Here is a 15,291-nt window from a genome sequence, read left to right as displayed (position 1 = left end):
TAAAGTATAATCTCGTTGACTACGCTTTTCCCTTGTGTTTTCTGTCTCTTTCATAAATAAGTCTATTTTGTGTAAACCTATTTTAGGACGGGACAGATATAAAATAAAAAAAGCTCCTATTAAGGAGCTTTTTTCTTCTCTAAAAATATCGCTTTATCAAGCAACTAAATTTCCGTTTTTGAACAACTCAAACCATTGTTCTATATATTGTTTTTCAAATAGCAATTGCAACATAATTTCTCTTGTAAATTCAACAGCTCCAATTCCACTCGCAGTAATAATTAAATCATCACTTGCGGCTAAACTGTTTAAATACAACTTATCACCTGTATAAGCTGGTGCTACAGCTTTCAGATAAGAAACATCATTACTTGTATGGAAACGATTATCAAGAACACCTTTTTTACCTAAATAAGCAGTTGCCCCACATATTCCTGCAATCATAATACCTTGTGCCAAAGCATAATTAATAACAGCATCTATTCTAATATCTGTGGGTAATTGGGTTTCCCACAATTTACCGCCTGGTAAGATAAACATTGTTGCATTTGCTAAGTTTATTTCTTCAACAGAAACATCTGGTAAAACTCGCAATCCTCCACTTGACATAACCGCCCTTCCTTTATCAGAAACAGTGATGAGTCTATAGTGTGCATTTTTTCGAATTTCAGGCATTATATAAGAAACCTCCCAATCCGAGTAACCATCAAATAAGTAAATGTAGATATTCTTACGTTCCATCTTTTTATTTCAAAACTACTATAATTTATAACACACAATTAAAATCCATTGCGAAGAGTTTTAGCAATTTTCTATACACTACATTTCAATTCACTCATAATCAACCATAAAACAAACTCTCTCCAATAGACTTAAATCAGTAACCAAGCCACAGTTCTAAAGGCGTAAACAATAAAAAAAGCCCTTTCAATTTTGAAAGGGCTCTTAGTATTATTTTGTATTATCTGAAATAATGTGTAAATCTGTTTGTGGAAACGGAATTTCAATATTTGCTTCATCCAATGCAACTTTTACTAATTGTTGAATTTCAAATACTGTGCTCCAGTAATCCTCTTTTGCCATCCAAGTACGAACGTTCAAGTTAACCGAACTATCTGCTAATCCATTTACAAAAACAATTGGTTTTGGATCTTTTTGAATAGATTCATGCTTATCTAAAGCAGCCAAAATGACTTCTCTTGCTTCTTTAATATTAGCACTATAAGAAATACCAACTACAAAGTCATAACGTCTTGCAGTAATCTCACTATAATTTGTAATTACTGAGTTTGCTAACGCTCCATTTGGACTAAAAACTTTTAATCCTGCAGCAGTAGTTAACGTAGTATATAATAAGTCAATACGCTCTACGGTTCCTTCAGTACTACCCGTATTTGAAATGTAATCACCTACTTTGAATGGTTTAAACATTAAAATTAAAACCCCTCCAGCAAAGTTTGATAAACTTCCTTGTAAAGCCAAACCAATCGTTAAACCTGCAGCACCAAATATGGCAGTAAAACTCATTGACTTAAAGCCCATAATACCAGATACCACAACGAATAGAACGATATAAAGCATAATTCGGATCATACTAAGCAAGAACCCTCTTAATGATTTATCAAGGTCTCTCTTCTCAAATCTTCTTCCTATAATACCTACAACACCTTTAATAACATAGATACCTATTATAATTACCAATATTCCTACGGCATATCTCGGTAAGGCTAATAATATCTGTTCTAAAAAGTTTTCTAAACTTAATACAATCTTCTCCATAGCAATTTTTTATCTGTTATATTTTTAATTTTTTAGAAATCCCTTTTGGAAGTCCATCTTTGTGAATCATGATATCAGTAGTTTTATACTTAACGTATTCTTTACTCATATACATATATCCTTTATAGTCATTTGAAATTCCCCAAGAGTTTTTAATAACATAATACTCTCTTCCGTTTTGATCTTTTGCAATACCTACAATATGCATACCATGATCATCCGTAGTTGTATAATTATCAAAAGCTTCTTGACGCATTTCTGGCGTTACTTTACGTTCTGGCTTTGGCCCGTTAAACATCTCTTGTCTCTCTTCTGAAGTCATATCTTCGTATTCTTTTTCAGGAACAAAAGCTACACCGTTTTTCCAACTAAAGTATTTTTCGCTTACATCACCAGCCCAAGCTACTGTAAATCCATTGTTTACTGCGTGGTCAATAATTTCTGTTAGCTCATCCATTTTAACATTGTATACTTGATTAAAAGCCCAGTTATCAGGAACTAATAAAACAAACTTATCGTATAATGGGTAATTTAAATCTGAACCAATTTCTACATAGTCATCAGCATTTACACCGATAACTTCCTTTGCAAAAGACTGGGGAGTATATTCTTTTCCTTCCCATTTAAACTTTTTAGGAGCTTCTCCTAAATAAGCATCAATAACAGCAGCGTAAGCTTTTTCCCAGTTTGGAGTTAACTTTCCGTTTGGATTAGAAACGATAGCTTTTAATACTCCTTCTTGGATTGCAGCCATTTCACCAAACTTATTTTTATCTGTTCCGTAATTTAATCCTGTATAAACAGATTGAGGAACAGCTCCGTACATTTTGTACATATTCATTACATCGTGAAATGCTCCACCATCACCTAAAGTAACAGCTCCGTGCATACGCACATACATTTTTCCTTTCTCAACATAAGCATTACGAGCAGAGAAAATTTGTGAAATCTCAACTGGTTTTCTTCCCATTCTCATCATTTCTGATTCGATAAATGAGTTTGCAGAATAACTCCAACAAGTTCCTGAAGAACCTTGATTTTTTACTGAAGTTGCTTCAATATCAACTACATCTGTAAATTGATATAATTCCTTACTCTTTTCACTTGCATTTAATCTTAGTGAGTTTACTAAGTTATCTTGTCCAAATGAAGTTACAGAGTAACCAGCTGATAACATAAGCGCTAATGCCCATGCTTTTAATTGATTTTTATACATATTGTTAGGTTGTTAGATTTGTAAAGATAAAAAAAGCTTTAGGTTTATTCCAAATTGTTTCTTGTAAACATCCGATTTATACAGCAAAAATGAAATTAATCTCTAAAATAAATTAGTTTTTACACAAAATATTTTTTGTTTCCTCATATTAATATCAAAAACATACAAACTGTTCAGCAATAGTAGGTCACAGCAATAAAAAAAGCCTAAGAAACAATTTCTTAGGCTTTGATAAAAGTACAATTAAGTTTAAAAAACTTCTTCTTTAAACTTTTTAATTTCTTATATTATTTTAATTCTTTAAAATAGAATTTAACAGTTCCGTTAGTAACTTCTACCATTGGATTTTTAATTTCTTTTTTATTCACAGGATCCCATGAGTAATAATGGTAATTCTCAATTGTCTTGAATGTAGCTGACGTTGGATAATCATCCTTATCATACTCATATACAGCTGTTCCAGAAAACGTTTCTCCTTCTTCATAGAAAAACTTAAATTCTGTAATATTATTAACTGGTAATAATTTATTTGCTTCGTTAATTCCACTTAAAGCTGCACCTCCAACGGTTCCAAAATCAATTTGTGTTTTTTTACTTAAATCAATTACACCTGTTGTATTTAATGTGTGAAATGCAAAGAATGGTTTTTTATCGAAAGTTAATGTTACTTTAGATTCGTCTTCTATCACTTTATCTTCATCATCATAAGTATAAAAAGTAAGTGCTACTGGATTACCATTATGAATCTGATCAACTTTTCCAAACTTAGATCCATCAATTTTTTTTCCAACAATTTCTGACAAAAAGAAACTATCTTCTATGTTAGAAATACTTTCAATTCCATCCTTGTTGTACTTAATCTCTCCTACTGTTTCATTATTATCAGCTAAAACTTTAAGTAGCTTACCATTTTCATACACATAAGTAATTACAGATTTTTGTTCTTTTTTATCGATCTCTGTTCCTTCTGTTACAGAATGTACTTCAATCTTGTCAAGAACTCTAATTACTTTTTGAGGTGCTGTAATTCCTCCTACTGTTGTTCCATTTTCATTTGAACTATTGTCATCTGAGCTACAACTCACTAATAATCCTCCAATTGCTACTAAACTGAATAAAATCTTTTTCATACTTTAAATTTATATTTTTCACAAAATTACCAAAAACAAATCTTAAAAAATTAACACTGATGCGTTTTACAAAACATTCAATTTCTTCTCTATTAAATTATAGAAAAAAAAGGCTGTCCATTGTGGACAGCCTTTTTTTCGCAAATTATACTATGTTATATTACAAAGTTTCTTTTAACCAACGGAAAAATTCACCTTGCCATACTTGTGCATTTTGTGGTTTTACAACCCAGTGATTTTCTTCTGGTAAGTATAAAAATCTACTTTTTATTCCTCTTAATTGTGCAGCTTGGAAAGCTTCTTGACCTTGTCCGATTGGTACACGGTAATCTTTTCCTCCTTGGATAACTAAGATTGGAGTATTCCATTTATCAACATTGTTGATTGGGTTAAAGTTTGTATATGCATTTTGTGCATCTTTATTATCTTTCTCCCAGTATGCTCCTCCTGTATCAAAATTAGGGAAGAATACCTCTTCTGTAGTTCCGTACATACTTACTAAGTCAAATACTCCACAGTGAGAAATAAACGATTTAAAACGGTTCTCGTGAATTCCTGCTAAGTAGAATACTGAATATCCTCCATAGCTTGCTCCTACTGCTCCTAATCTATTTTTATCAACATATTTTTCTTGTGCTACATCATCAATAGCTGCTAAGTAATCTTGCATTGGCTTTCCCGCCCAATCTTTACTAATCGCTTCATTCCATTCAACTCCGTGCCCTGGCATACCTCTTCTGTTTGGAGCAACGATAATATAACCTTCTGCCGCCATTAATTGGAAGTTCCAACGGAATGAATAAAATTGTGATAAAGCAGATTGTGGTCCTCCTTGACAGTATAATAAAGTTGGATATTCTTTATTAGGATCAAAGTTTGGTGGATATACAACCCAAGTTACCATATCTTTTCCGTCAACTGTTTTTACAATTCGCTTCTCACTTTTACTCATTGCAATTTTTGAATAAGCTTCGTCATTTACTTTTGTAATTTGAGTCCACTCATTTTTCTTCATATCGAAAGAGAAAACTTCTGCTGCGTGATTAAAGTCAGTACGCGTTACAATTGCTTTATCACCAATCACGTCAACAATCCCTGTTACGTCAAACATTCCGTCTGTGATTTGGTGAACTACTGGTGCAATGCGTTTTCTTCCAGGAAAGTTAACCTCAAACAACTGTATTGTTCCTCCTACTGCTGCAGTGAAGTAAACTTTGTTACCATCTTTACTCCATTTATAACTTGCAACTGTACCGTCCCAATTAGCTGTAAGATTTAAATCTCTACCATCATATCGAACGATTAAATCATTTTTATCTGCCTCAAAACCGTCGCGTTTCATTTGCAACCAAGTTAAGTGACCTTGTGGAGAGAACGTAGGATTAGTATCATATCCTAAATTCGACTCAGTTAAATTCTTCGTTTTCTTTGTTTCTAAGTTGTACTCATACAAATCGGTATTTGTACTTGTAGCATATTCAGTTCCGAATTTCTTTTTAGAAACGTAAACAATGCTTTTCCCATCTGGTGTCCAAGTATAATCTTCATCTCCTCCAAATGGCTTTTGTGGAGCATCATACGGTTCATTGACCATAATGTCAATCGCACCTTTTTCATCTCCTACTGGACTGTAAAAAACGTGATTATGTGTTCCATCGTTCCAAGTATCCCAATGTCTGTAATCCAAACCATCAAACACATAAGCATCCGATTTCTCCATTGTTGGATATAAATCTTTTCCAAGAACTTTCCCAACTTTTACTGCTTTGTCAGATAAAATCATTTTTCCATCAGGAGAAATGTTCTTGTCAACTAATAACGATTTAAAATCTGTTACTTCAACAGGATTACCTCCTGTTAAAGGTATTTGATAAGTCTTTGAATCAAACTTATCTTCCTCCATATTAGCGTGCCCTACTTTGTAAATAAGGTTTTTACCGTCTTTAGTAACGCCAATAGGAGTTACTCTCCCCAGCTTCCAAAGTAATTCTTTGGTCATAACTTCCTGAGAAAATGAAGATAAACTTGCTAAGCTCAAGGCAAATAAGAATATTTTTTTCATAATTAGGGTTTTATAAAGTGTGTAAATATAAACTTTCTTTCGATTTGAGCCGAAAGATAAAGAATTCTATTGCAATGTCCTTAGAATTCGATAGAAACAAAATCATTGAAAGCTTACTCCTTTTTTTTATCAATTTCAACAGTTATAAAAATCGAATAATCACTTATAAAATTCTCATATTAATAAATTCTCCACAAAAAACATAGAAGTGATACAAAAACATTTGTTATTTTTTTCTAAAAGAACTTTTTTTTCTAAAAAAATAACTATTTTCACGCTCAAATCACAACTAAAAAATGAAGAACAACAAACTTTTCATTGCAATTATTATCGCTCTTGTTATCGGAGTGATATTCGGAAGTATTATTCACTATACCTTACCAGAATATATCGAAGGTTTTTCCAACAACATTAAATTACTTGGAACAATCTTTATTCGCTTAGTTCAAATGATTATTGCTCCTTTAGTTTTCTGTACGCTTGTAGTAGGAATTGCTAAAATGGGAGATATGAAAATGGTTGGACGAGTTGGTATGAAAGCGATGGGCTGGTTTATTACAGCATCTATGGTTTCTCTGGGAATTGGTTTAGTCCTTGTTAATTGGTTTAAACCTGGTGTTGGTGCTAACTTTGATTTAAATAATGTTTCTTCTGCCAATGATTTATTGACTAAAACAGATGCACTTAGTTTACAGTCATTCATTGAGCACTTAATTCCTAAGAGTATTTTTGAAGCTTTTGCTCATAATGAGATCCTTCAAATTGTAGTATTCTCTGTTTTCTTTGGAATTGCCTTATCTACTTTAGGTAAAAAAGCAAAACCAGTTATTAAACTATTTGACAGAATATCTGAAGTAGTTTTAAAAATGGTTACATATATTATGTGGACTGCTCCATTGGGAGTACTTGGAGCAATTGCAAGTGCAGTATCTCTGTATGGACTAACAATCTTTATTACGTATGCTAAATATTTAGGTGCTTTCGCATTAGGATTAGTAATTCTGTGGGCAGTTTTAATCTTTGTAGGGTTCCTTATTATTGGAAAAGACGTTTGGAAATTGCTAAAAGCAATTAAAGAACCTTTACTAATTGCCTTTTCTACAACAAGTAGTGAAGCTGTATTCCCTAAATTAGTTGAACAATTAAAAGCTTACGGTTGTTCTTCTAAAATAGTTTCATTTACCTTACCTTTGGGTTACTCTTTCAATTTAGATGGTAGTATGATGTATCTTACATTTGCCAGTATCTTTATTGCCCAGATTTACGACGTACCTATGACCTTAGGTGATCAAATATTAATGCTTCTTGTTTTAATGGTTACAAGTAAAGGAGTTGCAGGAGTGCCTCGAGCTTCTTTAATTGTTATTGTTGCTACTTGTGCTATGTTTAATATTCCACCTGAAGGTATTGCATTTATCTTACCTATTGATCACTTCTGTGATATGGGAAGAAGTATGACAAACGTTTTAGGTAATGCATTATCTACTGCAGCAATTGATAAATTTGAGGAAAAAGAAGAACACACTAATGAAACACTTGATATAGAATAAAAACAATTATGGACGAATTTCAAATTTCTCAGTTAATTAATCCTGAGTTTTATATAAACCTACAAATTGCGGGACATTCAATCGGAATCTATGTAGTACTATTTATTGTATTCGCTGAAACAGGACTGTTTGCAGGATTCTTTTTACCTGGAGACAGTTTATTATTCCTTTCTGGAATTTATAGTACAGCTTTAATGCAAGAGCTTTTTGCTATTGAAAGCGACTTTGTAAATGTTGCTTTACTTTCTACTTTAGTTGCCATAGCTGGAATATTAGGTAATACCTTTGGCTATTGGTTTGGAGCAAAAAGTGGTAATTATCTATACAACGTAAAAGATAACTTTATATACAAAAAGAAATACCTATACGAGTCTAAAGTTTTCTTTGAAAGACACGGTGGTAGAGCTATAATCTTTGCTCGTTTCTTACCTGTAGTAAGAACATTTGCTCCGATTATTGCTGGAATTGTAAGAATGGATATCAAACGTTTTATGTTATATAACGTAATCAGTTCTTTCTTATGGGCTACTACATTAATTTTTGCTGGTCATTACTTACAAGTATGGTTAATGGATAGTTATGGTATCAACTTAAAAGATTATATCGAGTACATTGTTTTATTCTTAGTTTTAGTTACTACACTTCCTGTAATCATCAAATTGATGAAAAGCAAAGGTGGTTCTGAAAAGAAAAAAAACAGCGAAGAAGCTTAAAATAATACATACAAAAAAGGATAACTTCTCGTTATCCTTTTTTTGTATCCATAATAATCTACTGACAAACTATTATAGTCACAAAAAAAGGTTGTACGTAAACGCACAACCTTTGTATTACTATGTATTGTTATAATTAGCCTTCTGGCGCTAATTCAACTTTTAAACCTTCTAATGAAGGGGTTAAATGCAACTGACACCCCAATCTACTATTGTCCTTTACATTAAATGCTTCTGAAAGCATAGCATCCTCATCTGGATTCATCTCAGGAAGCTCTACTTCATCCGCATTCAAAACGTAGCACTGACAAGAAGCACACATTGCCATACCTCCGCAAATCCCGATTGTTCCTTCCGGAGCTAACTCATAAGCACGTACTAACTCCATTACATTCATATTCATGTCTGTAGGAGCATCTACCTCATGGGCAACACCATCTCGATCTACAATCGTAATTTTAATATCTTCCGCCATATTAGTCTATTGCTTTTACAACAGCTTTTTCTGCTTCTTTACGTGTTCCATCAAACCCGTTAATTCCAGATACTGTTGTATATTTTAATACAAATTTCTTACCAGGATTCATCATATTATAAACACTTTGACACATTAATGTTGCTTCGTGGAAACCACATAAAATCAACTTTAATTTACCAGGGTAAGTGTTTACGTCTCCAATAGCATAAATACCAGGAATGTTCGTTTGATAGTCTAATGCATTATTAACTTTAATAGCATTTTTCTCTATCTCTAATCCCCAGTTAGCAATTGGTCCTAACTTAGGTGTTAACCCAAATAATGGAATAAAGTAATCACAAGCAACTTCTGATTGCTCTCCATCTTTCTCAATCACTACAGCTTCTAATTTCTCGTCATTCCCTTTTAAAGCAATAACTTCTGCAGGCGTGATTAAGTTAATCTTACCTTGATCTTTTAAAACCTGTACTTTTTCAACTGAGTCTAAAGCTCCTCTAAATTCATTTCTTCTGTGAACCAAGTGAACTTCAGCTGCAATCTCAGCTAAGTAAATACTCCAGTCTAAAGCTGAGTCACCACCGCCAGCAATAACAATCTTCTTACCTGCAAACATTTCAGGTTTTTTCACAAAGTATTCAACTCCTTTATCTTCATAAAAAGCTAAATTCTCTAATTCCGGTTTTCTTGGTTCAAAAGAACCTAAACCTCCAGCAATAGCAACTGCTTTTCCGTGATGTTTAGTACCTTTATTTGTTGTAACGATAAATGTTCCATCTTCAAGTTTTTCAACTGTTTCTGCAACTTCGTTTAATGTAAATCCAGGTTGGAACTGTTTAATTTGTTCCATTAAATTATCGATTAACTCTGCAGCACCAACTGATGGATATCCAGGAATATCAAAAATAGGTTTCTTTGGATACAACTCAGTTAACTGACCTCCTGGCTGAGGAAGTCCATCGATTAGATGACATTTTAATTTTAATAATCCTGCTTCGAATACAGCGAACAGACCTGTAGGGCCCGCTCCAATAATTATTATATCTGTTTCAATCATGATGTAGTTTCTTTTGGGCAAAGTTCCTCTTTGCTATAATTATTAAAAATGATAAAAGTCAACTATCAATGAATAACACCACAAACGGGTTGTTTATTGATAGTTGACTATGTTATTTTTAGCCGACATTAACTACAGATTCAATCTCTGGAGCATACTTTTTAATAGTAGTTTCCACTCCAGCACTTAGCGTCATTTGATTAACACTGCAAGCTGTACAAGCTCCTTCTAAGCGAACCTTAACGTGCTTGTCATCTACAATGTCTAAAAGTGTGATGTCTCCTCCATCTGCTTGTAAAAACGGACGAATTTCATCTAACGCCTTCTCAACATTCTGTTTGATAGTTTGTGATGTCATATTTCTTTATAAATTAATCATTATTTTTTACCTGTTGCTGAACAACCAGCCATTGTAGTAATTTTAATAGCTTCTGTCGGTGGTAAAGATTCATTTCTTAACACAACTTGCTCAACTACGTTTCTTGTTACATTAGTGAAAACTTCTGAAATGATTGTATCGTTTTGTAACGCTGCTGGACGACCGTAATCTCCCGCTTCACGAATACTTTGTACAATTGGCACTTCTCCTAAGAAAGGTACTTGTAAATCTTCTGCTAAGTTTTTAGCCCCGTTTTCTCCGAAAATGTAATATTTGTTTTCTGGTAATTCTTCAGGTGTAAAATATGCCATATTTTCAACAATTCCCAATACTGGTACATTGATACTTTCTGACATAAACATTGATACTCCTTTTTTAGCATCTGCCAATGCTACAGCTTGTGGTGTAGAAACTACTACTGCTCCCGTAATTGGTAAAGATTGCATAATTGATAAGTGAATATCTCCTGTTCCTGGAGGTAAGTCAACTAATAAGAAATCTAATTCTCCCCAGTCTGCATCAAAAATCATTTGGTTTAATGCTTTTGCAGCCATCGGTCCTCTCCAAATGATTGCTTGGTCTCCTTTTGTGAAAAATCCGATTGAAAGAATTTCTACTCCATATGCTGTAACTGGTTTCATCTTAGATTTACCATCTACTTCTACAGAGATTGGTTTAGCATTTTCTACATCAAACATAATTGGCATAGATGGACCATAGATATCAGCATCTAAAATACCAACTTTGAATCCCATATTTGCTAAACTTGCTGCTAAGTTTGCAGTTACAGTAGATTTACCTACTCCTCCTTTTCCTGAAGATACAGCAACGATATTTTTAATACCTGGTATTGCTTTTCCTTTGATTTCAGGTTTCTCTGGAGCTTCTACTTTTATATTGACTTTTACTTTTGCTTTGTCATAAATGTGGTCGTGAATAACTTTCATTACATCCACTTCCGCTCTTTTTTTAATATGTAAAGCTGGTGTAGTTAACACTAAATCAACAACTACTTCGTCTCCAAAAGTTACTACGTTGCTAACAGCTCCACTTTCTACCATATTCTTTCCTTCTCCAGCGATTGAAATAGTTTCCAATGCTTTAAGAATTTCTTTTCTATCTAATTTCATTATATGCGATTAGTTTTCAACAATTTAATATAAATTCTGACTAACGCAAATATAGTGGGAATATTTGAAATTTTAATGTTAATATATTCTAAATACAAATAATGCTATAACTTTTAATTATAGCATATTAGTATTATTTAACTGAAGCCTTTTTACCAATAAAGACCTGTTTATATTATTCTTAATCAAGGCATATTGGGCACTTAATAGCTGATTTTTAGCCGCATTGAAAGAGAAAATGTCGGCTTTACCATTTTCATACTTAACTTGTGTTGTTATGAATGACTTCTGTGACAACTCTATTCCCTTAGACAGTTGCTGAGCTATTAGGTCTAACTGTTCAATCTCCTGATTTATTTCTTGATTTTGCTTTAATAATCCTGTTTCACTCTCTTTAATTCGCACTTCATTTAATCGTAATTCTTCTTCTTTCTTTCGCACTTTACGAATTACATTCCCTCCTTGAAATATCGGAATGGTTAATTGTAAACCAATGGAATGACTCTTATTATCTCCCATTTGCTTTGAAAAAGCGTGAATATCAAGATCTAAATCAGAGTTAAAAGGACGTGAATAGAAAGATCCAAAAGAATAATTAGCTGATAAATAAGGCAAATTAGACGACTTTAAAAGTTGCTTGTCTTTCTCCAAAATCATTTGATTTAAACGAAACTTTTCAAGCGTAGGATTGAACGTATAGTCTGTAAATAAATCAATTGTTTCCTCTTGATAAACCAACGTAATTTGACTTGTTGACAGCGAGTCTATATTCAACAAATGCAATAGACGCATCTTTTGATTATTCAAATCATTCTCTGTTTGCTGAATATTGATTTTCTCATTGTGAAAAATAAAGTCTATATCATACAAATCACTCTGTGGCTTTGCACCTGCTTCAACTTCTTTCTTTACACGGTGGAAGTTTTCCTCACTGTTGACGTATTGCTGTTGTTGTATTTTTAAAAACTCTTGTGTTCCAATTATCCCAAAAAACAATTGCAACAATTCTGATTGATATTCATAAAATACTTCTTGTTCGCTCAATTCTGCATAATCAACCAATAACTGCTGCTGTTTATTTTCTACAAAATTTGACCAATTAAACAACTCTAAACTGGTATTTACAGAAGCTTGTGTTGTTGCAATATTTGAACTAACACGCGAGTTTGTACTCATATCTACGGCCGAACCAAAGTTGTAGCCCTGACTGCTATTTAAACTTGCTTTAGGCAAATAATAAGAGGCAATACTTTGCTTTGACTTCTCTGCAACACTTTTCGTTAAACTGGCGATCATCAGCTTATAGCTATTTTCTTTGCCTTTTTCAACACAATCACGCAAAGTCCATTGTTCTTGAGCATAAGAACTAAACGCAAGCATTATGACAAACAATAAACAACTTACTTTATTCATAATTAATATACTTTAAAACATTGATACGCGTTGCTTGCCAAGCTTTCCAAAACACTAATAACATTGAGAAAAGCATCAAGCATACAAAAGCAATAACGAATGGTAATACGGTGATTGAAATGCGATAAACAAAGTCCTCTAACCACAGATTCATTACATAGACTACAGGATAAATTGATATAAAAAAACCAATAAGACAATAAACAATAAATCGCACAGATAACTTTAAAATCAGATTAGTGGAATCAGCTCCTAATACCCTGCGAATTGCTATTTCTTTTAACCTGCTTTCAATACTGAAAGACACAATTGCCATCAAGCCAAACAGCGCTATAAATACTGATACCCCCATCAAACACATAAACAACGTACGTTGATATAGTGTTTTTTGGTAACTCTTAGCGAAGTCTTCATTTGCAAATGTATATTGCATAGGATATGTAGAATCTATCCTTTTACTCCAAAACTCCTCTAATGCCTGTAATGTTTTTTGTGTATCTTTTGCGTCTATTTTTACTGCGATATGGTCCGACAAATAATAAAACCAATCAACTGAATTAGGCATAAAATAGGTTGACGGATTAGTGCTTTTACTAACCCCTTCTATCTTCATATCTTTTACAACACCAATAACCTCAAACTCTTTTCCATTCCACATTAGCTTCTTTCCAAGTATTCCGTCTGAAAAATTGAAAGTTGTTTTAAATGTTTCATTAACGAGAACTTTACTAACACTATCTGTTGCAAGGTTACGATCAAAGAAACGCCCTTCTACCAACTCTCCATCAAACACTTTTAAAAAATCATAACCTACAGGAACATTGTTACTTTGAACAGAAGTGTCTCCTATTTTATTTCCAGAAGCACTGCTATACCCTCCACCAATACGCATTGAATGTATCGTCGTTTCTTTTACGCCTGCAATCTTTTTTAAGTCAAATTCTATCTGTTGATAAAGCGTATTTCGCTTGCTAATATCCTTAATTTTAAAATTAATATTAACAACCTGATTGCCATTAAAACCTAAATCCTCTTGTAAAATATAATCTACCTGTTTGTGAATAAAAACAGCGGTTGACAAAAAGAAAAAGGCGATGACAAACTGTATAATTAAAAACACATTTCGAATGTGAATACCTGCTTTTCCACGCATATAATTCCCCTTCAGCACTTTCAACGTATCAAATGAAATTAAGAATAAACTTGGCAATGTACCCGACAATAAAATAACCACCAAAGCAATTCCAACAATTGGCAATGCAAGAGTAGATAGATTAAATACAATGGTTCGATTAACTAACAAATTAAAATACGGTAGTAATACCTCAACAAACACTAAAGCAATCGCCAAAGCTACAGCTACAGTAAGAATTGATTCAAAAATAAACTGTTGAAACAATTGTCCTTTTGTAACGCCTATTGCTTTTCTGATTCCTATTTCTTTGGCGCGTTTAAAACTGTTAACTAAAGCCAAGTTAACTGCGTTTATAATAGATAAAACTAACAATAAGACAGCAGAAACCATCATTATATTTAACACCTTTGCGGCAGTTGCTCCTCCTCCCAATCCTCCTGAAAGGGGATTTAAGTGAACTGTATCTAATGGATTAAAATGAAGTACAATGTTATCTTTAAAATTTTTCTTTAACTCTTCTAAAGTAAGCGACTTATTCTTCATATACATTTGAAAAACATCATCGTAAATCACATCTCTGATACGTTCCTGAACATCTTTAATCTGGATTCCTTCTTTTAACTTCAGCAACAAAGTATAATTGTGATCTCCCCAATTATTTTCTCTATTAAAAGCTATTTGGTCTTCAGTAACAAAAGAGGTTAAACCTTTAAAAGTAACGGAACTATTTCCAGGAACACGATAAACAAAACGGACAGATAACACCTTTCCATTTTCCAGTACAATCGTCTTCCCAATTGGATTAACTCCTTTGCCAAATAATCGCTCTGCTTCTGTTATGTCAATCGCTAAAGCGTCTTTATAATTCTTTTTATATTCCTCTGCACTTCCATAAATTGCTTCAAACGGAAAAAAATCAAAAAAGTTAGCTTGCTTCTCACTTATTTCGTACAAAAAATCTTTGCGTCCCTCTACCTCAACACTTGAAATATCGTCAAACGTAAAGCTAAAGTTATAAGCTTCTACAATATCTGATAGCTTATCTAAATTGTTTGTAACAGGTGCTGGAAACCAATTTTTAAAATACGACTCTGACGTTCCTTCTACTTCATATACTCTATTTTTATAAGGATTCCACTGGTTATAACTATGCTCGTTATTCCAAAATAACAATACGAGGATAACAGCTGTCATTCCAACCGCCAACCCTAAAATGTTTAATGCAGAAACAATCTTGTTCTTCATTAAATTC

The 15,291-nt window shown here is 33.0% G+C and carries 13 protein-coding genes; 2 read left to right on the top strand and 11 right to left on the bottom strand.

Annotation, left to right across the window (positions count from 1 at the left end):
• Nucleotides 1-156: 156 nt before the first annotated feature.
• The 5 genes from BLT46_RS09275 to BLT46_RS09255 form a co-directional block, all read right to left on the bottom strand.
• A complete protein-coding gene (locus BLT46_RS09275) occupies nt 157-741 on the bottom strand; it encodes a DJ-1/PfpI family protein (protein WP_090409530.1) in 585 nt (194 codons plus the stop codon).
• Between the two features lie 210 nt (nt 742-951).
• Complete coding sequence (locus BLT46_RS09270; protein WP_090409528.1) at nt 952-1,779, bottom strand: mechanosensitive ion channel family protein; 828 nt, start codon at nt 1,777-1,779, stop codon at nt 952-954.
• A 16-nt stretch (nt 1,780-1,795) separates the two neighbouring features.
• On the bottom strand, nt 1,796-2,995 hold the full coding sequence (locus BLT46_RS09265; RefSeq protein WP_090409525.1) for a C1 family peptidase: 1,200 nt from the start codon (nt 2,993-2,995) through the stop codon (nt 1,796-1,798).
• A 287-nt stretch (nt 2,996-3,282) separates the two neighbouring features.
• The gene (locus BLT46_RS09260) at nt 3,283-4,125 is read right to left on the bottom strand and encodes a hypothetical protein (RefSeq protein WP_090409523.1); all 843 of its coding nucleotides are present in this window, start codon (nt 4,123-4,125) and stop codon (nt 3,283-3,285) included.
• Nucleotides 4,126-4,285: 160 nt separating this feature from the next.
• Nucleotides 4,286-6,187 carry a S9 family peptidase gene (locus tag BLT46_RS09255; protein ID WP_090409521.1) on the bottom strand — a complete coding sequence of 634 codons (1,902 nt, stop codon included), beginning with the start codon at nt 6,185-6,187 and terminating at the stop codon, nt 4,286-4,288.
• 296 nt (nt 6,188-6,483) lie between these two features.
• On the opposite strand from BLT46_RS09255, the gene BLT46_RS09250 reads away from it, so the two are divergent.
• Nucleotides 6,484-7,737 carry a dicarboxylate/amino acid:cation symporter gene (locus BLT46_RS09250; protein WP_090409519.1) on the top strand — a complete coding sequence of 418 codons (1,254 nt, stop codon included), beginning with the start codon at nt 6,484-6,486 and terminating at the stop codon, nt 7,735-7,737.
• A gap of 8 nt (nt 7,738-7,745) precedes the next feature.
• Nucleotides 7,746-8,450 carry a DedA family protein gene (locus BLT46_RS09245; protein WP_090409517.1) on the top strand — a complete coding sequence of 235 codons (705 nt, stop codon included), beginning with the start codon at nt 7,746-7,748 and terminating at the stop codon, nt 8,448-8,450.
• Nucleotides 8,451-8,586: 136 nt separating this feature from the next.
• On the opposite strand, the gene BLT46_RS09240 is transcribed toward BLT46_RS09245, so the two are convergent.
• The 6 genes from BLT46_RS09240 to BLT46_RS09215 form a co-directional block, all read right to left on the bottom strand.
• Nucleotides 8,587-8,925, bottom strand: coding sequence for a 2Fe-2S iron-sulfur cluster-binding family protein (locus BLT46_RS09240; protein WP_090409516.1), 339 nt, complete (start codon nt 8,923-8,925; stop codon nt 8,587-8,589).
• A 1-nt stretch (nt 8,926) separates the two neighbouring features.
• Nucleotides 8,927-9,982 (bottom strand): NAD(P)/FAD-dependent oxidoreductase, encoded by a 1,056-nt coding sequence (locus BLT46_RS09235; protein ID WP_090409514.1) that lies wholly within the window; start codon nt 9,980-9,982, stop codon nt 8,927-8,929.
• A gap of 118 nt (nt 9,983-10,100) precedes the next feature.
• Entirely contained in the window at nt 10,101-10,340 is a 240-nt protein-coding gene (locus BLT46_RS09230) for a NifU family protein (protein WP_090409512.1), read from the bottom strand.
• A 20-nt stretch (nt 10,341-10,360) separates the two neighbouring features.
• The gene (locus BLT46_RS09225) at nt 10,361-11,491 is read right to left on the bottom strand and encodes an Mrp/NBP35 family ATP-binding protein (RefSeq protein ID WP_090409510.1); all 1,131 of its coding nucleotides are present in this window, start codon (nt 11,489-11,491) and stop codon (nt 10,361-10,363) included.
• A gap of 117 nt (nt 11,492-11,608) precedes the next feature.
• Nucleotides 11,609-12,904 carry a TolC family protein gene (locus BLT46_RS09220; protein WP_090409508.1) on the bottom strand — a complete coding sequence of 432 codons (1,296 nt, stop codon included), beginning with the start codon at nt 12,902-12,904 and terminating at the stop codon, nt 11,609-11,611.
• A complete protein-coding gene (locus tag BLT46_RS09215; RefSeq protein ID WP_245722970.1) occupies nt 12,897-15,284 on the bottom strand; it encodes an ABC transporter permease in 2,388 nt (795 codons plus the stop codon). The genes BLT46_RS09220 and BLT46_RS09215 overlap by 8 nt, the downstream gene beginning before the upstream one ends.
• Between the last annotated feature and the right edge of the window lie 7 nt (nt 15,285-15,291).

The sequence above is a fragment of the Myroides phaeus genome (assembly GCF_900099675.1).
Taxonomy (GTDB): Bacteria; Bacteroidota; Bacteroidia; order Flavobacteriales; family Flavobacteriaceae; genus Flavobacterium; species Flavobacterium phaeum.
The sequence above is the reverse complement of the archived record's forward strand: the minus strand, read 5'-3'. Positions and strand labels throughout refer to the sequence as shown.